We start from the raw sequence: 20328 nt of genomic DNA on the forward strand, positions 1-20328 counted from the left end.
TAGTTAAAGCAAATATAATTATTTATTCGACAAAAGTGCTTTTTTGTCCGATAAATTGCAGATTAAATCTAATATTCTTGAACTATAACCGGTTTCGTTATCGTACCAACCTACGAGTTTTACCATATTACCAATTACCGATGTCATTTGTGCATCAAAAATACATGAGTGCTCATTACCCACAATATCGACCGATACTATTGGGTCTTCGGTATATTGTAGTATTCCCTTTAGGCTGCTGCTCGCAGCATTTCTAAACATCTTGTTAATCGCGTCGATCGAAGCAGCTTTTTTAACATTAATGGTCATATCCGTAAGAGAGCCATTGGCTACTGGTACTCTGATGCCACAACCTCCAATTACATCAGATAAGTCTGGAAAAATTTTGGTTAGTGCTTTTGCTGCACCTGTTGTAGTTGGTACGATCGATTGTCCTGCAGCTCTGGCACGTCTTAAATCCCGATGAGGTTGGTCGTGCAAACTTTGGTCCGTTGTGTAAGAATGGACTGTTGTAATATAAGCCTGTTTGATCCCGAAGTGCTCTTTGATAAGCGCAATCATCGGTGCTGCATTATTAGTGGTACACGAAGCGTTGGAAAGTATGGTTTCAGAACCATCCAATATATTATCGTTTACTCCTAAAACAATAGTTTTTATATCATCTTCTAAAGCAGGAACTGATAATAAGACATGCTTTGCACCATTTTTTATATGATACTGAAGTTCTACTTTAGTTTTAAATTTTCCTGTGGATTCAATAACAAAATCTGGTTTAACCGTACTCCAATCAATCGATTTTGGGTGTGATTGATTATATAGTGGTATAACCTTGCCATTAACTATTATAGCATTATCATTATGAGTAATAGTTTCATGTAATACACCGTGAATGCTGTCATATTTTAGTAAATGTGATAATGTCTTAGCATCTGCCAAATCATTAATAGCAACCACATTGATTTTTGGGTGATGGAGTGCCAATCTAAATACGCGACGACCAATTCTACCAAATCCGTTAATGGCAATATTAATCATTAATTGATGTGTTTTTGCGCCTTGTAAGAAGACCTTACCAATGCGCTACTTTCTACATGTCTAAAACCAATATCCAATCCAATAGCTCTGTACTCGTCAAATTCATCTGGATTTATGAAACGTTTTACGGGAAGGTGTTTTTTGCTAGGTTGAAGGTATTGACCAATTGTAACTACATCAACATCGTTATCTCTTAAATCGTGCAATGTTTCTATAACTTCCTCACGTTTTTCTCCAAGTCCAAGCATAATCCCAGATTTGGTTCGTCGCTGTCCTTGTTCTTTTAAATATTTTAAAACACCCATACTACGGTCATATTTGGCCTGGATACGGACTTCGCGCGTTAGTCGTCTCACCGTTTCAATATTATGGGATACGACTTCTGGTGCTACTTCTAAAATCCGGTCAATGTGTTTTTCGACACCCTGAAAATCCGGAATAAGTGTTTCTAGAGTAGTTTCAGGATTCATCCGTCTTACCGCCTTTACAGTTTCCGCCCACATAATACTACCCATATCTTTTAGGTCGTCTCTGTCTACACTAGTTAAGACGGCATGTTTAATTTGCATGATTTTGATAGAACGAGCAACTTTTTCTGGTTCGTCCCAATCTACTGTCTCTGGTCTTCCTGTTTTAACACCGCAAAATCCGCAAGAACGCGTACAGACATTACCTAATATCATAAATGTCGCTGTACCTTCTCCCCAACATTCTCCCATGTTTGGGCAGCTTCCGGAGGTGCAGATTGTATTGAGCTTATATTTGTCAACAAGACTTCTGAGTTCAGTATATTTTTTGCCTGTAGGTAATTTTACTCTAAGCCATTTGGGCTTACGTTCAGGTAAAATATTTGAAGCTACTTTGGTTTCCATGCACTGTTCTTTTTTGGAAAAGCAAAGATACAAAGTAATTAATTAAAACCGCTTAAAGTATAGTGAGATACCAAATTCCAAAACCTATTAAAAACAGAATGCCGAGCCAGCTTAAAATATGCATTTTTATACTTGGTCTCCATGATTCCGGAACATGCTTGGATGTCATTAATTTATAATTTAAAATGGCATAAAATGGTGCAGTTAAAAAAGAAAGAACTGTTGCAACTTTAACCAAACTACCTAACTCTGCACTAAGGAAAAAGAAAATAATTATGGTTCCTAAGAACAAAATGCCCAACCATACCAAATAAGTGGTTTTGCCGACTGACTTAAATAATAGTAGTGTTGTGCGATCCATAACTCTTGGTGATCCATCAAATGTGGTAAGGGTTGTACTGAACATGGTTGTAAAAGCTGCTACTCCAATAATTAAGTAAGCCCAATCTCCAAGACTTTTTGTGTACATATTTATGAGTTGTTGGGAAAATTCACTGGCATTTACGCTAATAACTTCTCCGGTATTAAAAATAACCAATGCACCGAGAGCCAAAAAGCAGATACCTAAAATGATGGTAGCTATGTAACCGATGTTAAAATCAAACAGAGCTGATTTTGTTTCAAAAGAGACTTCTTTTTTGTTTTTTTCAATCGCCCAAAGAGAGTGCCAAATGGATATGTCTAAAGGCGCTGGCATCCATCCCATAAACGCTATTAAAAATACCCAACTTGTTTCGTCAGGAAAAATTTGTGTAAATGAAATGGTTTCTGATGAGGATATAGCAGTTGAGCAAACGGCAATAATAGTGCTTATAGTCAAGGTAATTATAATTACTTTCATTAATACATCAAGTAATTTATAACGACCAACAACAAGGATAATAAAGCAAATAAGTAATATTAGAACTGTCCAAATTTGAATACTTGAGATAGTTAAATTGCCAATTGCAATAGGGTCAAAATTACCAATGAGTGTAGAAGCCAAACTTGCGGTTACGATAGTTACGGCAGTCTGTATGGTAAACATGGAAGCAAAAGTGAGTAAAAAATAAAAAGACAGGACACCTTTGCCAAACCTACGGTAGCCATCTACTAAACTTTCTCCTGTAGCTAAAGCATACCTCGGACCGTATTGAAAAAATGGATATTTAAATAAATTGACCAATAATAATGCCCAGAGCAATCCAAAACCAAAATCTGCACCTGCACGAGTAGATTGGACTAAATGAGAAACTCCAATGGCCGCTCCTGCAAAAAGCAATCCAGGACCTAATTTTTTAAGCGTTGTAAGCATTACTCTTGGTGATTATTTCGGCAAGTAATTTTTTGGCTCTTAACAATTTTACTTTAACGTTGTTTATTGGATCCTTCAATTCTTCGGAGATTTCCTTGTAGCTCAACTCTTGAAAATATCTTAAATTGATAACCTCTTGATAATGGGGTTTTAATTTTTTTATATCTCTTAAAAGGTTTGCCAGATTTTGTTCTGTTATAATTTTATCTTCAGGTGAAGGCGAATCGTCTGCAATATTATGGTAGTCATCATTATTACTTTTTAATGTGTGTTTGAACGAAGATTGTTGCTTTCTTATTAAATCAATATGAAGGTTTTTTGAAATAGCTATTAACCATGTTTTAAACACATATTCGTCTTTATAGGTGTCAATTTTATCAAAAGCTTTTGAAAAAGTCTGAATGGTAATATCCTCAGCATCATTTTCATTTTCTGTACGTTTTAGTTGAAATAGATAAACGTCGTTCCAAAATTCATTCAACAGAAAATTAAACGCAGATTGGTCGTTCTCCTTCGCCTTTGTGATGGCTTCTTTTATTTCCAATGTTTGGGTTGAGCTATTAGATTAGCACTAAAGATACTTAATTGTGTTATAACTAGAAAGAACTCTAGTATGGGTACAAAAAAAGTTAAATCGGATTCGTCTAATTTTTTGGTGGTATACGCCAATGTTGTCCATTGAATTACAAAACGTAAAACTATTAAGCTAATTACCCATTCCCAATGATAATTTGTAATGAGCAATCCAATGCCAACAGCCCAAAATAAAAATTGTGTGATATAAAACAATCCTAACAAAAATTTGTGCAATGGTCGATAGAATTTTGCAGTGCTTATATGTCTACGCTTTTGTAAAATCCAAGCCTTAAAATTTAACTTAGGTTGGGATACTGTGAAGCTTTCTTTATTATAGCAAATGGATGTGTTGGTTTTGGTTGATACTTCGTTTATAAATAAATCGTCATCACCAGATTTTAACTTAACATGGTTTTTAAAGCCCGAATTGTTAAAAAATAATGACTTTCTGTAAGCCATATTTCTACCAACTCCCATATAAGGTATTCCCATATTTGCATAAGAAAAATATTGAAGCGCTGTCATAACAGTTTCAAAACGAATCAATTGATTTAAAAATGAGAATTTCTTTTTAGCATAGGCACCATAGCCTAGAACTACAGACTTTTGGTTTGAAAAATGACTGCTCACATGCATGAGCCAATCTAAAGAATTTGGTTTGCAATCCGCATCGGTAAAAATGAGAAAATCATGGGTTGATGCTTTTATACCGAGCGTTAGAGCATATTTTTTATTGCCCCAAAATGTTTCGTTAGACACCACATTGACCACTTTTACATTTGGATTTCGGGCGTCAAACGATTTCATAATATCTAGCGTATCATCAGAAGAACTATCATTTACCAAGACAATCTCAAAGTTGGGATGATTTTGTCCTAAGATAAGCGGAATGTTGCGTTTAAGATTTTCAGCTTCATTTTTGGCACAAACTATTACTGAAAGCGGAATGTTCTTTTGTTTATTAATCTGAGGTTTTACGACTGAAAACGAAAACAAAAAACTAAAATAGTATGCTATTTGAAGGGTGACAACTGCAATAAAAGTGTAAAATAGCAGTGAGGTAAGCACCATTAATGATTAAGAATGTTGAGGTTCGTTGCAATTTTCAAATTGGTCTGGTGTTTTACCACAAAATCCACAGGCCTCACCTTCTTTATTGAGAAAGGGGTTTTGGCTTGCGCAGGTACCAGCAAATTCTCCATCTTTTTTTGCCCAGAGTTTTATCGCAATTCCTGCCACTCCCAAGCCTAATAAGACTAATGTTATAATTAATAATTTCATTATTTAAACTTATATGTTGCAAAGATAAGGTATTTGCATCGTTTTTAAAACTTGATATTATTTGAGTTTTAGACAAAAAAAGGTGCTAATTGCTTAGCACCTTTTTTAAAAATTTATGAAAGTTGATTATTTTTCATCTTTTAGAGAAACCTCCGCAACTTCGGTGTTATTGTTTTTCTCCTTCATGCCTTTAGTTTCAATAGTGATACTTAAAGCAGAGGCGTCTTCCATATAAGGAATTGGTCTTAATTTTCTATCAGCTTCGTCCAAAATACCTAGATTTACCATCTTTCCCTGAATATCTGCCCACATTTGATAGTATTGTTCTTCGGGAAGTTGTGGCAATGTAATTACATCTACCATAGACGTTTTATCTACTGGGTTAATGTATGCTACTGTCTTTAAATCTTTAGCCCGATCATTACCTCTAATCACATATTTTTTGGCATCAGGATTGTTCAACTTCGTTAATTCCATAGAAAGCTCGTCCAGTTTGGAATTATTATTTTCAATATCGTTTCTTAAGTCAAATATCTCTTCAACAACCACATTGTTTTCGTCGTTCAATTGTTGATTTTTCTCATATAGCATATAAGAAGAAGCTGCAAACAAAATTGCGGCTGCACTTGCAGCTATGCTAAACCAAGGCGATCTTCGTTTTTGAGTCATGTGTATCACTTTTGGCTCATTTGAGGTTTCCAACGAGTTTAGAACATTGTCCAAAACGTGAGAAGGTGCATCTACAGCATCGACTGATGCCATAATTTCTAAATTATCCTGTAATTGCATGTAAGCTGCTTCAACCTCAGGGTAATTTGAAATAAAGAATTCTACCTCAGCCGTTTCTACAACCGAAGTGTCACCTACTAAATACTTATTCAGTAAGTTAGAATTTAAAAAGTTATGTATATCTTTTTCCATTTTCAAAATATTTTACGGATTGTAAACTTTTTTCAGTTCCCTTAATCCTATTTTTAATCTGGACTTTATAGTACCTAGTGGAATATCTAATTCGTCACTCGCTTCTTGTTGCGTCATGCCCTGAAAAAACAAGGCGTCTAAAACGATTTGATACTTTTTGTCCAATCTACCAACATGCTCTTTAATGTCCATGACATCTTGATTAAAGTTTGCTGTTGGTAATATATATACGTTAGAAGTATCGATTTGGACTTCTTTCTTATATCTGTTATTAAAACTTCGCAATTTGTCAATGGCTGTATTTCGTGCAATTCTAAAGAGCCAAGTAAAGAGTTTGGCTTTTGTAGGATCATATTTAGAACTGTTTTTCCAAACCTTAATAAACGTTTCCTGAAGTGCATCTTCTGCAATTTCTTCGTTTATCGTTATTTTCAAAATAACACCATAAAGGCTGTGCGAATAATTTTCGTAAAGTAAATTCAACGCGCGTTTATCTCCTTTTTGAAGTAAATCAATTATTTTTTGCTCTGTAGCTGTGATGCTCAAAATGTTAAAGTCTTATTTATTTTGATGGTTGAAACGTCCAAATTTGATTCTGAGACGTAAATATAGTAAATACACCTTTAGAGGTGTATTAAAAGGAACTTTTTAGAATGATTTTTATCTTCATAAGAGGTTGATTAATAGCATTTTCAGAAATTATTCTAAATACAGAAGTCACAATATAGATTGTGGCTTCTGTGCGTTTATATAATATTGACTTCGGTTTCGATATCAATTTCGAATATTCTTTTGACTGTTTTTTGAATAAGTTGTGACAATTTATAAATATCATTTCCGTCTGCATTGCCATAATTAACCAAAACTAAAGCTTGTTTATTGTGTACACCGTAATTATTGAAACGTTTTCCTTTAAAACCGGCTTTCTCAATGAGCCATCCAGCTGGTACTTTTACTTCCTTATCTGAAATAATATAAGAGGGTATATCTGGAAAATTGTCTTTTAATTGGTTAATATGTTCTGTTGAAATAACTGGATTTTTAAAAAAACTACCACTGTTTCCTATCTCTTTGGGGTCTGGTAACTTACTCTGCCTTATGTCTATAACGGCTTTAGATATATCCTGTATTGTTGGATTTGTAATCTTTGAAGCTTGAAGCTGGGTTTTAATGGCGCCGTAATCCATAAATAAATGATGCTTGTTTTTTGTCAGCTTTAAATTCACACTTACAATAATGTATTTTCCTTTTAGATTTTGTTTGAAAATGGATTCACGATAACCAAATTCACATTCGTCCTTAGTAAATGTTTTTATAGTTTGGTCCTTTACATTCATGGCTTCACAGCTCACAAATACGTCTTTGAGTTCAACTCCATAGGCACCAATATTCTGAATAGGTGCAGTACCAATATTTCCTGGAATTAACGATAAATTTTCAACACCTCCATAATTGTGGTTTAAACAATATTGTACAAAGTTGTGCCAGTTTTCGCCGGCATAGATTTTTAATTGAACATAGTCATCATCTTCTTCAACAATTTCAATCCCTTTTATATTAATGTGCAGTACCAAAGCTTCAATATTTTTGGTCAATAACATATTGCTGCCGCCACCAAGAATAAAAATCGGCTCGTTGCCTTTATTTTTTAAAACTTCCTCAAGTTGCGGTACTGTTGTGACGTTACAATATGAAGTAGCTTGGGCATCTATGCCAAAGGAATTATGTGCTTTTAAGGAAACGTGTTGACTTACGGACATTAGTCTCTATATACTTTTAAAGCTTCTTCTAGAATTTTTATGCATAGTTTTAAACTTTCTTCGTTTAAGACATAAGCTATTCTAATTTGGTTGAGTCCAACGCCTGGTGTAGAATAAAATCCTGCAGCCGGAGCTACCATAACTGTATTGTTATTATAATGGAAAGATTCTAGCAACCATCTAGCAAAATCATCTGAGTTTTTTACTGGCAATTCTGCTATGCAATAAAATGCCCCATTTGGTTTGGCCACCTTTACACCTTCAATTTTTTCAAGACCCTCGATGAGTATATTTCTTCTTTTTACATATTCCTCCTTAACGTCATCAAAATAACTTTGAGGTGTTTGTAGAGCTGCTTCACTAGCAATTTGTGCTAATGTTGGCGGACTTAACCGAGCTTGTGCGAATTTTAATGCCGTTTTAATAACCTCAGGATTTTTAGAGACCAAATAACCGATTCTTGCTCCGCACATGCTGTAGCGTTTAGAAACTGAATCGATAACAATGGCGTGATCTTCTAAACCTGCCTCTTGAAGAATAGAAAAATGAGAAATACCGTCATAAACAAACTCACGGTAAACTTCATCGGCAATTAGAAATAGGTCGTGTTTTTTAACGACTGCAGCTAGTTGCCTAATTTCTTCTTTAGAATACAAATACCCTGTTGGGTTACCAGGATTACATATTAAAATTGCCTTAGTTTTTGGTGTTATCAATTTTTCGAATTCTTCAATTGGTGGAAGCGCAAAATTATTTTCAATCTTAGAAATAACAGGTACTACATTCACGCCCGAAGCTGTAGAAAACCCATTATAGTTGGCATAAAAAGGTTCCGGTATTATAATTTCGTCGTCTTCATCCATAATGCTGCCAAATGCAAAAAGCAAAGCTTCGCTACCGCCTGTAGTAACAATAATATCATTATGGGTAACTTCAATGTCGTTACGTTTGTAATATTCAGCAATCTTTATTCTATAATTTTCTGAGCCTTCCGATCTGGTGTAAGCCAAAATATCCAACATATGGAATTTTACAGCATCCAAAGCTACCTCAGGTGTTTTTATATCTGGCTGTCCAATATTGAGATAGTAGACGGTTTTACCCTGTTTATGGGCTTCTTCGGCAAATGGGACCAATTTTCTTATTGGTGATTCTGGCATATTTAGCCCTTTGGCTGAAATCTTTGGCATACGAACGATTTTAAGGCGCTAAGTTCTGAAAATTCCTAAAGTTTATTTAAAAATAAATGCTAAAATCTTCCAATAAATTAAGAATTCGTAAATTAAATAAATTATACCGATGTTGAAAGCCCTAATTAAATACTCTATTTTATGTTTTACGGTTTTCTTTGTTTCTTATGGTAATGCTCAGGGAACGGCTTTTCTAAAGGATAAAGTCAGTGAGAAAATAGATTTTGAACTTATTGGAAACCTTGTGCTTATCCCTATTGAGGTCAATGGTGTAAAACTCTCTTTTTTACTGGATACAGGTGTTAGCAGACCCATATTATTTAACCTTTCTGATAGAGACTCTCTAAGTCTCAAAAATGTACAGACTTTTTATTTACATGGCTTAGGTGCTGAGGGTAAAATCGAAGCTCTGAAATCCCAGAACAATAGATTTAAACTTGGCAATGTTAATTTTAACAATAAAGATTTATATGTGCTATATGATGAATCAATAAATTTTACTCCTCGACTAGGTGTACTAGTCCACGGGATTATTGGCTTTGATATTTTTGAACATTTTGTAGTTGAGGTCAATTATAGTTCAAAGTATTTACGCTTGCATAAGCCTCAATATTTTAATGCTAAATCTTCTAAAAAATGGAAGACCGTACCCATAGAAATTCATAAGAAAAAGCCATATGTAGATGCTAAAGTTAATTTAGAAGGTTCGGTAAAAGATGTAAAACTACTTATTGATACGGGAAGTAGTGATGCTTTATGGTTATTTGAGGACGAAAACAAGAACATACTTCCCAATGAAAATTATATGTTTCATGATTTTTTAGGAAAAGGGCTAAGCGGTTCTGTTTACGGGAAAAGATCTAAAGTAAATAATTTTAATATTGTCGATTTTAGCATCCCTAAAGTGAATGTTGCGTTCCCCGATTCAGTTTCTGTAAATACGGCTAGAGTTTATGAGGATAGAAATGGTAGTGTCGGTGGTGATGTTCTAAAACGGTTCAATTATTATTTTGATTATGGTAATAAAAAGTTGCATCTCAAGAAAAATGGACTTTTCAAAAAACCGTTCACTTATAATAATAGTGGTATCGTTTTGGAATATAACGGATTTATGTTTGTAAAAGAACGTATTCGGGCATCAAGTTTAGATAGTTATGGCAATAAAACCGAAGGAACTACTGTGCAAATTAATGAATCATTAAATTATATGATGTCTGTAAAACCTGCATACAAAATTGTAGAGATAAGATCGTCATCAAATGCATACAAATCTGGTTTAATGGTTGGAGACGTTTTAATAAATGTCAATGGAAAGCCAGCGTATAATTTTAAATTACCTGAGCTAAATAAAGTTTTTCATGATAAGACAGGGAAAACTATAAAATTGAAAATAAATAGAAATGGAGTAGATATGCTTTTCAAATTTAAACTGGATAATGCCCTAAAAAGAAGTGAGCCTTTAAATTAAAGGCCCACTTTGATATTTTAATTAAAAACAAGAGACTATTACTGCTCAATTACACTCTTGCTTCTTTGCTCTAAAACACTGGTCTTATTTGGATCAACCACCAAACCTTTAATTTTAAGTGCAATCGTCGGAGTCTCGGCATTAGAAATAACCGTAATCGTTTTTCTAATTGGATTAACCCTGTTGGTATCGTACTTTACCTCAATCTCGCCCTTTTCGCCAGGCATAATCGGACCTTTTGGCTTCTTAGGTACTGTACAGCCGCAGGTAGATTTTACACTCGATATAATTAAAGGAGCATTACCAGTATTGGTAAACTCAAAAGTTCTTACACCATCTGCACCTTTTTCAATAGTGCCGTAGTCAATAACATCAGTCTTAAATTCGATTTTTGCTACTTTTTCTTGAGCAAAAGATCCTAAACTGATCATTCCTACAAATAAAATTGCTATTAAATTTTTCATCATTTAAAGTTTAAATTGATATTCAAAGCTACTTACTTTTTCAATTTGAACAAAATTTATTAGACGTAATACATTCTATTTAACAGAATTTATGGTTTGTCTTACCATATTAACGTCTTAATAATTTTTCAAAAAAAGAAATATAAGTACTTTTGTGAGTTACTTAGCAAAAACGATACCAAAACATGGAAATCCCATCAAAATATAGTGCATCAACAGTAGAAAGCAAGTGGTACAACTACTGGATGGAACATAATTATTTTCATTCTGAGCCAGATGAGCGTGAGCCTTATACCATTGTAATTCCGCCACCTAACGTAACTGGTGTTTTGCATATGGGACACATGTTAAATAACACAATACAAGATGTTTTAATCCGTCGTGCCAGATTACAAGGTAAAAATGCGTGTTGGGTGCCGGGTACAGACCATGCGTCAATTGCAACGGAAGCTAAAGTTGTGGCAAAATTAAGAGCTGAGGGTATCGATAAAAATGATTTATCACGTGAAGAGTTTCTGAAACACGCTTGGGATTGGACCCACGAGTATGGTGGAGTGATTTTAGAACAGTTGAAAAAACTGGGCTGCTCATGTGATTGGGAAAGGACTAAATTCACCATGGACGAGGATATGAGTGAAGCTGTGATCAAGGTTTTTGTTGATTTGTACAATAAGGGCTTGATTTACAGAGGCTACCGAATGGTCAATTGGGACCCAGAGGCCAAAACCACCTTGTCGGATGAAGAAGTAATTCATGTTGAAAAACAAGGTCAATTATATTATTTAGAATATAAAATCGAGGGTTCTGATGATAAACTTACCATTGCAACCACAAGACCCGAAACTATTTTTGGTGATACAGCCATTTGCATCAATCCAGCTGATGAGCGTTTTACGCATTTAAAAGGAAAAAAAGCTATCGTGCCCATCTGTGGAAGGGTAATTCCAATTATTGAAGACGATTATGTAGATGTAGAATTTGGTACAGGTTGCCTAAAAGTAACACCAGCACATGACGAAAATGACAAGGTTTTAGGTGATAAGCACAATCTTGAAGTCGTTGACATTTTTAATGACGATGCCAGTTTAAACAGTTTTGGTTTGCATTATGAGGGTCAAGACCGCTTTGTTGCAAGAAAAGCAATTATAAAAGAATTGGAATCCGAAGGTATTTTGGTAAAAACCGAAAACTACATTAACAAAGTAGGTACCTCAGAACGTACAAAGGCAGTAATTGAGCCACGTTTGAGCGACCAATGGTTTTTAAAAATGGAAGACTTGGCGCAACCTGCCATTGATGCAGTTTTAAAAACAGACGATATTAAATTATTTCCAAAAAAGTTCGAGAATACCTACCGCCATTGGATGGAGAACATTCGTGATTGGAACATTTCGAGACAACTACTTTGGGGACAACAAATCCCAGCATATTATTATGGAGATGGAAAAGAAGATTTTGTAGTCGCTGAAACATTGGAAAACGCAATTGAATTGGCGAGAGAAAGAACATCCAATTTGGAGCTTCAAGCTTCCGACTTAACACAAGAAACCGATGCGCTAGACACATGGTTCAGCTCATGGTTATGGCCTATGAGCGTTTTTGATGGGATTCGTAATCCAGAAAACGAAGACATTAAATATTATTACCCTACCAACGATTTGGTCACAGGGCCAGATATTTTATTCTTTTGGGTGGCACGTATGATTGTCGCTGGTTACGAATACAAAAACGAAAAACCTTTTGAGAATGTTTATCTCACAGGATTGGTACGCGATAAGCAAAGACGTAAAATGTCTAAATCGTTGGGTAATTCACCAGATGCTTTAAAGCTTATTGATGATTATGGTGCAGATGGAGTGCGAGTTGGTTTATTGTTAAGCTCGGCTGCTGGAAATGATCTCATGTTCGATGAAGATTTGTGTCAGCAAGGCAAACAATTCGCCAACAAAATATGGAATGCATTTAGGTTAGTACAAGGTTGGGAAGTTGATGCTCATATCAATCAACCAGAATCATCTAGAATTGCTCTAGAATGGTTTGAGTCTAAATTTCAACAGACACTTTTAGAAATCGAAGACCATTTTGGTAAATACCGCTTGAGTGATGCTCTAATGGCGACTTATAAGCTGATTTGGGATGATTTTGCTTCATGGTTACTGGAAATTATTAAGCCAGCATATCAACAACCTATTGATGCAAAGACTTTAAAAAGTGTCAACCAAATTTTTGAAAACCTGTTAAAAATTCTTCATCCGTTTATGCCTTTTCTTACAGAAGAAATTTGGCATTATATCGATGAGCGTTCACCAGAGGAAGCACTAATCATTGCTAAGTGGCCAGAGAAAAAACAAATTAATAAAACATTGATTTCACAATTTGATATTGCCGCAGAAGTTGTTTCAGGTATCAGAAATATTAGAAAACAAAAGAATATTGCGTTTAAGGATGCCGTTGGTTTTTCGGTGATCAACAACGAAAATGTCGCGAATACTTTTGATGAGGTCATTTCAAAATTGGGGAATTTAGATCATTTTAATTATGTGTCCCAACCATTGGACGGAGCATTGACCTTTAGAGTAAAATCCAACGAATATTTTATTCCGATGGAAGGCAGTATAGATGTAGAGGCAGAAATCGTAAAACTTACCGAAGAACTTAATTATACTCAAGGGTTTTTAAAATCGGTACAAAAGAAACTTTCCAATGAGCGCTTTGTAAACAATGCACCTGAGCAGGTAGTAGCTTCAGAAAAGAAAAAAGAAGCTGATGCTTTGGCTAAAATTGAGACGATTAAAGCGAGTTTACAGAGCCTCAATTAAGATTTAAATCAAACTCAAATCCTCAATCTGTTTAGCCATATTGAGGATTTTTTAGTCCTAAAAATTCTTAATTTAACTTAACATTCACATAAATTGTTAAAGGCGTAAACCATTTTGTTAATTACCTACAAATATTTAAGACGACTTTAGTTTTATAGATTTTATAAGGTGTGTTATTTCTTTTAATTTAGAATTAATAATAAATTCAAAACTTATGAAAACTACAAGATTTATAACCAGTATATTGTTGGTTGGCGCCATATTTACGGCATGTGATGAAAATAAGAAAAGCAATTTAGATGCAACGTCCCAAACTAACGAGAGGGAAATGACAGAAATGACAGAAGTAACCTCCGTGGAAGATAGAGATCGTATGAATACCTCTAATAGCATGGAAAAATCACAAACTACAAAACGAGATTATACCATGAAAGATGGTAGTGAAATATCATACGAATATGATGATAGAGGTGTAAAAACCGTATCTGCTTGGGATGATTATAATACGTTGAGCTATGAAATGGATGAAATCGAAAAGGTTGATATCAATACAAAAAATATCCGTATGGTTAGTCTAGACGGTATTATTTCTAATCTCGGAAACAGTGTGCCTCAATGGTTAAAAACTGAGGAGGTCATGGAAGACGTTGCTGATATTCAAAAAGAATATGAAGAATATAAAGCTGAAAAGAATGCATCTTTAGATGAAAGAAATGAAAATCTCGAAGAGATATCGGAACAGTTTGCTGATTTCCGAGAGGAATTAAGAGAGACAATTGAAAAGTATTTTGAAATCCATAGAGACGCCGTCGAAGAATTTAATGAGGAAATGAAAGACGGTGATTTAGAAGATGCTGTTGAAGAATATAACGAAGAGATAAAAGAGCAGGATGAGATAGCAGACTATAATGAAAAGATGAATAAATAGTCCCTGTTTTCTACAAAATACTCTCAAGGTCAAGTTGAAAAACTTGACCTTTTTTTAGTGCACTATAAAATCAGTTTTGAATTTCCTTTATCTAAAAATTAAGCGCTCTAAATACTAAATTACCACTCATTAATCTTATTACTATCCAGCTTTATAAAGATAAAAAGTAGAATTGTAAAACCCCAAAGACCGGAACCGCCATAACTAAAAAAGGGTAGTGGGATTCCAACTGTCGGAATCAGGCCCATCACCATTCCGATATTAATGGTAAAATGAACAAATAGAATTGAAGCCACTCCATAGCCATAAACACGACTGAACTGCGATTTCTGGGATTCTGCCAAAAATAAAACGCGTATAATTAGCAGCACAAAAACAATGATTACAAAACTACTACCCAAAAAACCCCATTCCTCACCAACTGTACTGAATATGTAATCGGTTTCCTGTTCTGGTACAAATTTTCCGGTTGTGCGAGTCCCTTCTAAAAACCCTTTACCACTAAATCCACCTGAGCTAATGGCTTGCTCGGATTGGATGAGATTATATGCTTCGGCCTTTTTCATTCGTTCTAGCTTAGCTGGGTCTTTTTCCAAACGAAGCCAAAGGCTAATTCTGTTTTGTTGGTGCTCTTTCAAGCCGTGTTCATAAAATAATTTAACCCCATAGGAAAACCCGACACATACAATAAACACAAGTAAATATTGGAAGATGGATGTGCGTTTGGTCTTCCGCAAAAAATAGCTTGAAGTAATGACTATTGCTGTAATTACTGCAGTAATCAACACGCCAAATTTCAAACCTAAAACAGCTAATAGAATTGTAATTATTGCAATAGCCAAATAAACTTGTTGAAGTCCCTCCCTGTAAAACACAAAGAAAAAAGAGGCATAAACAATGGTGCTTCCTGCATCGTTCTGGAGCAAAATTAAAATAGCTGGTATCATGATTATAGCCACAGCTCGTAATTGGTCTTTAATGGTTTGCATATTGGTTTGCAAATCACTAATATATTTGGACACGGCTAAGGCTGTCGCAAACTTCGCAAACTCACTGGGTTGTAGAGTCATACTGCCTATTGCATACCATGAACGTGCACCATTGATTTCTTTTCCAAAGAGAAATAATCCCACTAAGGCTAATAGTGCAATTAGATAAATAACACTGGCAAATCGTTCGTAAAATTTAGCTTCAACGGATAGAATAAGAATTATAAGTACAAAGGTAAGTCCTACAAAAACAAGCTGTTTTCCATATAATTCGCTAGTGTCAAAATAATTGGTAATCTCGCCAGTATGCGAAGCAGATAAAATATTAAGATACCCAAATGCTACTAAAAGAAGAAAGAGTATAATAGTAAGCCAATCGAACTTTAAGCGTCTTTGGTTTTCTCTTAGCATATAATTATTGTTTTACCGTGCTTTGGTTCTGATTTTCGATTGCGTAATTATCTATGACCTGTAGTGTGGTTTCTCCATTGATTTTAAAAGGTTCTCCAGAATAAGGTTTTGCATATTCATTCTCTAGACTGTGTGTTAAAATCCAGTTTTCCATGTGTTTAAGTGTAACCTCACCTTTAATGTACTTTTCAATCATTAAACTGGCCATTCGCCCAGCAAATCGGCTTCCCCAATAACCGTTTTCTACAAATACAGCAATAGCTATTTTTGGGTTGTCTTTGGGAGCAAATGCGACGAAAATTGAATGGTCTGTTAGTTGAGTTTTAACGCTGTCTATTTTCACAAAGTTTTCTGCAGTACCTGTCTTTCCACAAATATCGATGCCTGGGACTTTGAGTGTTGCAGCAGTACCTTTATTATAAACATCAAACATACCCTGTATCACAGGCTCAAAATGCTCTTTGTCTATCGTGGTGTATTTTGGTGTTGTATATTGACTCGGAATTGTTTCTCCCTCAATAGATTTTATGATGTGTGGGGTAAAATAATATCCACGATTACCAATCGCTGCTGCCATATTCGCTAATTGAATTGGTGTCGCTTCGACTTCACCTTGACCGATAGCATTTGATACAATGTAGGTTGAACCCCATCGATTGTCCCCATAAGCTCTGTCATAATAATCTCCATCGGGAATTCTTCCTGGTTGACCAACCGATAAATCGTTGTTCAGAAAATTACCTAATCCAAAACTACGAGCGTGTTTGGCCCAGGTGTTCATTCCTTTACCTGCATCATCATATTTATCCACAATTCTACGGTAAACATTCACAAAATATGCATTGCAGGATTGAGCGATTCCGCTATTCATGTCTACGGGACTTTTATGATGGTGACATCCTGTAAGTCTTCTACTGCCATAATAATAACCCATGCGACAAGTAAATCTGTCGTTGGTATCGACCACATCTTCTTGTAAGGCAATCAATGCATTTATAACTTTAAATGGTGAACCTGGAGGATACTGTGCCTGCAAGCCTCTATCAAAAGTTGGGTTCGCAATACTATCTCTATATAATTTTGAAAAGTTCTTTGAACGGTCTCGACCCACCAGTAAATTAGGGTCGTAACTTGGTCCAGTAACCATGGCTAAGATTTCGCCAGAACTTGGATCTAATGCAACAATACCTCCTCGTTTGTGTTTCATTAACAATTCACCATATGCTTGAAGCTCGGAATCAATAGTAATGGTAATGTCTTTTCCAGGTTTTGGTAAAGTATCATAAATACCATCTTTATAAGGACCAATGTTTTTATTGAATCTATCTTTTTGTATAAATTTGATGCCTTTTGTACCACGCAGAGTCGTTTCATACGATAACTCGATACCCTGTTTACCAATAAGGTCACCCATTTTGTAATACGGTTGTTTGGAAATAATGGAACGATTTACTTCTCCGATATCGCCAAGCACATTTGCACCTATAGTTGTTTGATAGCTTCTTAAAGAGCGTTTCTGAATGTAAAACCCTTCATACTTACGCATCTTTTCTTGTAAAACCGCATAGTCTGATTTAGAAAGTTGAGGTACAAATGGCGAGGGTAGGCGAGGAGAATAATTCGTTGCCCTATCCATTTTTCTGTTATAATCTTCTTTGGTAATTTTTAAAAGATTACAGAATTCATTCAGATTAGCGGAATCCAATGGGACGACTTCCCTAGGAATAACCATGACATCATAAGAGGGTTGGTTGGCAACTAAAAGTTTACCATTTCTGTCATAAACATAACCGCGTTTGGGATAGTTAAACTCCTTCTTAATAGCACTATCCTCATAAAGATTGTAAGCAGAAGTATTATAAACTTGAAGATAAAATAATCGGGCAATAAAAATGATACCAACAAGGACCACGGTCATTAATAGTAACAATTTTCTCATTTTCTTTTTCGGCTAAATAGAATTATAATTAATACACTAAGTATTATAGTGAAAATACTAGAAAATAACGTTTTTTTAAATATTAAAAGTATGCCTGAAATGTTAAAAATCTCAAGCGAAAATAGCACCAAATGATGTAGTACAGTCCCAAGGGTGACGTATGTGATTAAATTTCCAGTATCAATATTGCTGAATTTTAAACTTTGATGTTCGTACAACATACCAAACGAGGCTTTAAGCATCACTGGTCTAGCATAAGCCAGACATACTGAGGCTGCAGCATGCACTCCTCCTGAGTCTGAAAACATATCCACGAGAATTCCCAACAAGAAACTTAGCAGTAAAATAAAAAGGCGGTTATTATTGTTGTTGTCGTTAATTGGAAATAATAAAATGAAAATGATATAGATATACGGATTGATATAACCGAAAAAATTGATATTGTTACAAATAGCAATTTGAACCACTAAAAGTAGAATAAACCTAATGATATTTGGGGCTGTGGCATTAGTCATCCGTTGTGTTCTCTAAAAATTTTATTTCGGTACGGTCTAAGTTTTCAAGAATATAAACTGTACCTATATTGGTCATATCATTAAACAGCTTAACTTGAATCTTATAAGTGTCACCACCAATATCAGTTTCAAAACTATCAATAGTACCTATGTTGATGCCTCTGGGAAATATAGCCGATTGACCACCTGTGACAATAGTATCTCCAACTTTAACTGGGGCAAAAGTCGAGACATCATCTAGCTGAACAAACACTGGAGACTTGCCATCCCATTTTAAGGAACCTGAATGGTTGGTTTTTTTTATTCTTGCATTAATCCTGCTATTCTTATTCAAAATAGAGAGTACTCTTGCATAATTTTTAGAGACCTTATCAATAATACCCACAATTCCATTTGAAGTAAAAACACCAAAATCTTGCTTTAAACTATCGTTTTTTCCTTTATTGATGGTGAGATAATTGTTAGTAAGCGAATAACTGTTTTTAAAAACTTCTGCTTTTATAACTCTATATGCCTCTCTGGAATAAGTCGTATCGACATAAGAAGAATCACTGTCAGAGCTTAAGTTAAACAAACGCTCTCGAAGCCGTTTGTTTTCTTCTGCAAGAATTTGATTTTTATCTTTAAGGTCAAAATACTGTCCAACAGAGTTTAACGTTCCATAAACACCTCCAGTAATTCCATTTGCAGAATGGATAAATTGGCTACGATGATAAGAATGTGATTGTATGGTAAGCGCCATTGAAATCCCAAAAAGCAATAAAAACAACAGAAAGGTTTTGTTTCGTATAACAAAATTGAAAATTTGTTGCATTATCTACTTCTATTTAATCAATACGCTTTTGTATTTAGATAAGTTTTTAAGCACAATCCCTGTTCCTCTTACTACAGCTCTTAATGGATCCTCGGCAATATAAACAGGTAAGTCGGTTTTTTGCGATAAACGTTTATCAAGACCTCTAAGCATTGAGCCTCCACCTGCAAGGTAAATCCCTGTGTTATAAATATCTGCTGCTAATTCTGGTGGTGTTTGCGATAGGGTTTCCATTACAGAGTCCTCGATTCGTAATATGGATTTATCCAATGCTTTCGCAATTTCCCTAAACGAAATCTGTACCTGTTTAGGTTTTCCCGTTAACAAATCTCGTCCTTGAACGCTCATGTCTTCTGGTGGCAATTCTAATTCTTCCGTAGCTGCACCAATTTGGATTTTGATTTTTTCAGCCGTTCTATCACCAACATACAAGTTGTGTTGGGTGCGCATGTAGTAAATGATGTCGTTGGTAAATACATCACCCGCCACTTTTACAGACTTGTCACAAACAATACCACCGAGAGCAATCACTGCAATTTCAGTAGTACCACCTCCAATATCAACAATCATATTTCCTTTAGGTTGCATAATATCTACACCTATACCAATGGCAGCTGCCATTGGTTCGTGAATCAAGTAAACTTCTTTTCCATTCACGCGTTCACACGATTCTTTTACTGCTCGCATTTCCACTTCTGTAATCCCAGATGGAATACAAACCACCATACGTAAGGCAGGGTTGAAAAATTTCTTTTTTAGAGCTGGTATGTTTTTAATAAACATGCTGATCATCTGCTCAGAAGCATCAAAATCTGCAATTACACCATCTTTAAGTGGACGAATGGTTTTAATATTTTCATGCGTCTTACCTTGCATCATATTGGCTTCTTTACCAACGGCGATGATTTTTCCGCTAATGCGGTCTCTGGCAACTATAGAAGGGTTATCAACTACTACTTTATCGTTGTGGATGATCAATGTGTTTGCGGTTCCTAAATCAATGGCTATTTCTTCCGTTAGGAAATCAAAAAATCCCATGTGCTATTTTTGAA

General features: G+C 35.1%; 19 protein-coding genes. 3 read left to right on the forward strand and 16 right to left on the reverse strand.

Translation table 11 applies throughout. The annotated features are described in order from the left end of the window. Positions 1-18: 18 nt before the first annotated feature. The 10 genes from gap to HM983_RS02935 form a co-directional block, all read right to left on the reverse strand. Entirely contained in the window at positions 19-1035 is a 1017-nt protein-coding gene (gene gap / locus HM983_RS02890; RefSeq protein WP_179343885.1) for a type I glyceraldehyde-3-phosphate dehydrogenase, read from the reverse strand. Then, the gene (lipA, locus tag HM983_RS02895) at positions 1035-1907 is read right to left on the reverse strand and encodes a lipoyl synthase (RefSeq protein ID WP_179343886.1); all 873 of its coding nucleotides are present in this window, start codon (positions 1905-1907) and stop codon (positions 1035-1037) included. Before lipA ends, gap begins: the two co-directional genes overlap by 1 nt. A gap of 52 nt (positions 1908-1959) precedes the next feature. Then, complete coding sequence (locus tag HM983_RS02900; RefSeq protein WP_179343887.1) at positions 1960-3201, reverse strand: Nramp family divalent metal transporter; 1242 nt, start codon at positions 3199-3201, stop codon at positions 1960-1962. Next, positions 3185-3745 (reverse strand): RNA polymerase sigma factor, encoded by a 561-nt coding sequence (locus HM983_RS02905; RefSeq protein ID WP_179343888.1) that lies wholly within the window; start codon positions 3743-3745, stop codon positions 3185-3187. The genes HM983_RS02900 and HM983_RS02905 overlap by 17 nt, the downstream gene beginning before the upstream one ends. After that, positions 3736-4848: a glycosyltransferase gene (locus HM983_RS02910; RefSeq protein ID WP_179343889.1), complete on the reverse strand. Its 1113-nt coding sequence runs from the start codon at positions 4846-4848 to the stop codon at positions 3736-3738. Before HM983_RS02910 ends, HM983_RS02905 begins: the two co-directional genes overlap by 10 nt. A gap of 6 nt (positions 4849-4854) precedes the next feature. Then, positions 4855-5058 (reverse strand): membrane or secreted protein, encoded by a 204-nt coding sequence (locus HM983_RS02915; RefSeq protein ID WP_179343890.1) that lies wholly within the window; start codon positions 5056-5058, stop codon positions 4855-4857. Between the two features lie 126 nt (positions 5059-5184). Further along, a complete protein-coding gene (locus tag HM983_RS02920) occupies positions 5185-5979 on the reverse strand; it encodes an anti-sigma factor (RefSeq protein WP_179343891.1) in 795 nt (264 codons plus the stop codon). Positions 5980-5991: 12 nt separating this feature from the next. Continuing rightward, positions 5992-6525: an RNA polymerase sigma factor gene (locus HM983_RS02925; protein ID WP_179343892.1), complete on the reverse strand. Its 534-nt coding sequence runs from the start codon at positions 6523-6525 to the stop codon at positions 5992-5994. Between the two features lie 200 nt (positions 6526-6725). Further along, a complete protein-coding gene (gene murB / locus HM983_RS02930) occupies positions 6726-7739 on the reverse strand; it encodes a UDP-N-acetylmuramate dehydrogenase (protein WP_179343893.1) in 1014 nt (337 codons plus the stop codon). Further along, positions 7739-8929, reverse strand: coding sequence for a pyridoxal phosphate-dependent aminotransferase (locus tag HM983_RS02935; protein ID WP_179343894.1), 1191 nt, complete (start codon positions 8927-8929; stop codon positions 7739-7741). Before HM983_RS02935 ends, murB begins: the two co-directional genes overlap by 1 nt. A gap of 109 nt (positions 8930-9038) precedes the next feature. Between HM983_RS02935 and HM983_RS02940 the strand changes: the two genes are divergently transcribed. Beyond that, positions 9039-10397, forward strand: a complete 1359-nt coding sequence (locus HM983_RS02940) for a retropepsin-like aspartic protease (protein ID WP_179343895.1) — start codon at positions 9039-9041, stop codon at positions 10395-10397. A 38-nt stretch (positions 10398-10435) separates the two neighbouring features. Here HM983_RS02940 and HM983_RS02945 read toward each other — a convergent pair whose 3' ends face one another. Then, on the reverse strand, positions 10436-10861 hold the full coding sequence (locus tag HM983_RS02945; protein WP_179343896.1) for a DUF1573 domain-containing protein: 426 nt from the start codon (positions 10859-10861) through the stop codon (positions 10436-10438). A 185-nt stretch (positions 10862-11046) separates the two neighbouring features. Here HM983_RS02945 and HM983_RS02950 point away from each other — a divergent pair, with 185 nt between their 5' ends. Both HM983_RS02950 and HM983_RS02955 read left to right on the forward strand, forming a co-directional pair. Further along, the gene (locus HM983_RS02950) at positions 11047-13680 is read left to right on the forward strand and encodes a valine--tRNA ligase (protein WP_179343897.1); all 2634 of its coding nucleotides are present in this window, start codon (positions 11047-11049) and stop codon (positions 13678-13680) included. Positions 13681-13894: 214 nt separating this feature from the next. Continuing rightward, positions 13895-14608: a hypothetical protein gene (locus tag HM983_RS02955; protein ID WP_179343898.1), complete on the forward strand. Its 714-nt coding sequence runs from the start codon at positions 13895-13897 to the stop codon at positions 14606-14608. A gap of 119 nt (positions 14609-14727) precedes the next feature. Here the strand turns inward: HM983_RS02955 and rodA are convergent, their stop codons facing one another. Genes rodA through HM983_RS02980 form a run of 5 tightly spaced genes read right to left on the reverse strand, consistent with a single transcriptional unit; the run spans position 14728 to position 20314 of the window. Further along, positions 14728-16008, reverse strand: coding sequence for a rod shape-determining protein RodA (gene rodA / locus HM983_RS02960; protein ID WP_179343899.1), 1281 nt, complete (start codon positions 16006-16008; stop codon positions 14728-14730). A gap of 4 nt (positions 16009-16012) precedes the next feature. After that, positions 16013-17947, reverse strand: a complete 1935-nt coding sequence (gene mrdA, locus HM983_RS02965) for a penicillin-binding protein 2 (RefSeq protein WP_179343900.1) — start codon at positions 17945-17947, stop codon at positions 16013-16015. Further along, a complete protein-coding gene (locus tag HM983_RS02970) occupies positions 17944-18462 on the reverse strand; it encodes a rod shape-determining protein MreD (protein ID WP_179343901.1) in 519 nt (172 codons plus the stop codon). Before HM983_RS02970 ends, mrdA begins: the two co-directional genes overlap by 4 nt. After that, positions 18455-19276 carry a rod shape-determining protein MreC gene (mreC, locus tag HM983_RS02975; protein WP_179343902.1) on the reverse strand — a complete coding sequence of 274 codons (822 nt, stop codon included), beginning with the start codon at positions 19274-19276 and terminating at the stop codon, positions 18455-18457. Before mreC ends, HM983_RS02970 begins: the two co-directional genes overlap by 8 nt. 9 nt (positions 19277-19285) lie before the next feature. Further along, positions 19286-20314: a rod shape-determining protein gene (locus HM983_RS02980; RefSeq protein WP_179343903.1), complete on the reverse strand. Its 1029-nt coding sequence runs from the start codon at positions 20312-20314 to the stop codon at positions 19286-19288. Between the last annotated feature and the right edge of the window lie 14 nt (positions 20315-20328).

Source organism: Winogradskyella ursingii (assembly GCF_013403975.1).
Taxonomy (GTDB): domain Bacteria; phylum Bacteroidota; class Bacteroidia; order Flavobacteriales; family Flavobacteriaceae; genus Winogradskyella; species Winogradskyella ursingii.

Bases quoted from the DNA above. Each gene is read 5' to 3' on its own strand.
- HM983_RS02920 (WP_179343891.1), bottom strand. From the start codon at position 5,979: ATGGAAAAAGATATACATAACTTTTTAAATTCTAACTTACTGAATAAG.
- mreC (WP_179343902.1), bottom strand. From the start codon at position 19,276: ATGCAACAAATTTTCAATTTTGTTATACGAAACAAAACCTTTCTGTTG.
- HM983_RS02940 (WP_179343895.1), top strand. From the start codon at position 9,039: ATGTTGAAAGCCCTAATTAAATACTCTATTTTATGTTTTACGGTTTTC.
- HM983_RS02950 (WP_179343897.1), top strand. From the start codon at position 11,047: ATGGAAATCCCATCAAAATATAGTGCATCAACAGTAGAAAGCAAGTGG.
- lipA (WP_179343886.1), bottom strand. From the start codon at position 1,907: ATGGAAACCAAAGTAGCTTCAAATATTTTACCTGAACGTAAGCCCAAA.
- HM983_RS02910 (WP_179343889.1), bottom strand. From the start codon at position 4,848: ATGGTGCTTACCTCACTGCTATTTTACACTTTTATTGCAGTTGTCACC.
- rodA (WP_179343899.1), bottom strand. From the start codon at position 16,008: ATGCTAAGAGAAAACCAAAGACGCTTAAAGTTCGATTGGCTTACTATT.
- HM983_RS02935 (WP_179343894.1), bottom strand. From the start codon at position 8,929: ATGCCAAAGATTTCAGCCAAAGGGCTAAATATGCCAGAATCACCAATA.
- HM983_RS02955 (WP_179343898.1), top strand. From the start codon at position 13,895: ATGAAAACTACAAGATTTATAACCAGTATATTGTTGGTTGGCGCCATA.
- HM983_RS02945 (WP_179343896.1), bottom strand. From the start codon at position 10,861: ATGAAAAATTTAATAGCAATTTTATTTGTAGGAATGATCAGTTTAGGA.
- HM983_RS02970 (WP_179343901.1), bottom strand. From the start codon at position 18,462: ATGACTAATGCCACAGCCCCAAATATCATTAGGTTTATTCTACTTTTA.
- HM983_RS02900 (WP_179343887.1), bottom strand. From the start codon at position 3,201: ATGCTTACAACGCTTAAAAAATTAGGTCCTGGATTGCTTTTTGCAGGA.
- gap (WP_179343885.1), bottom strand. From the start codon at position 1,035: ATGATTAATATTGCCATTAACGGATTTGGTAGAATTGGTCGTCGCGTA.
- HM983_RS02980 (WP_179343903.1), bottom strand. From the start codon at position 20,314: ATGGGATTTTTTGATTTCCTAACGGAAGAAATAGCCATTGATTTAGGA.
- mrdA (WP_179343900.1), bottom strand. From the start codon at position 17,947: ATGAGAAAATTGTTACTATTAATGACCGTGGTCCTTGTTGGTATCATT.
- HM983_RS02915 (WP_179343890.1), bottom strand. From the start codon at position 5,058: ATGAAATTATTAATTATAACATTAGTCTTATTAGGCTTGGGAGTGGCA.
- murB (WP_179343893.1), bottom strand. From the start codon at position 7,739: ATGTCCGTAAGTCAACACGTTTCCTTAAAAGCACATAATTCCTTTGGC.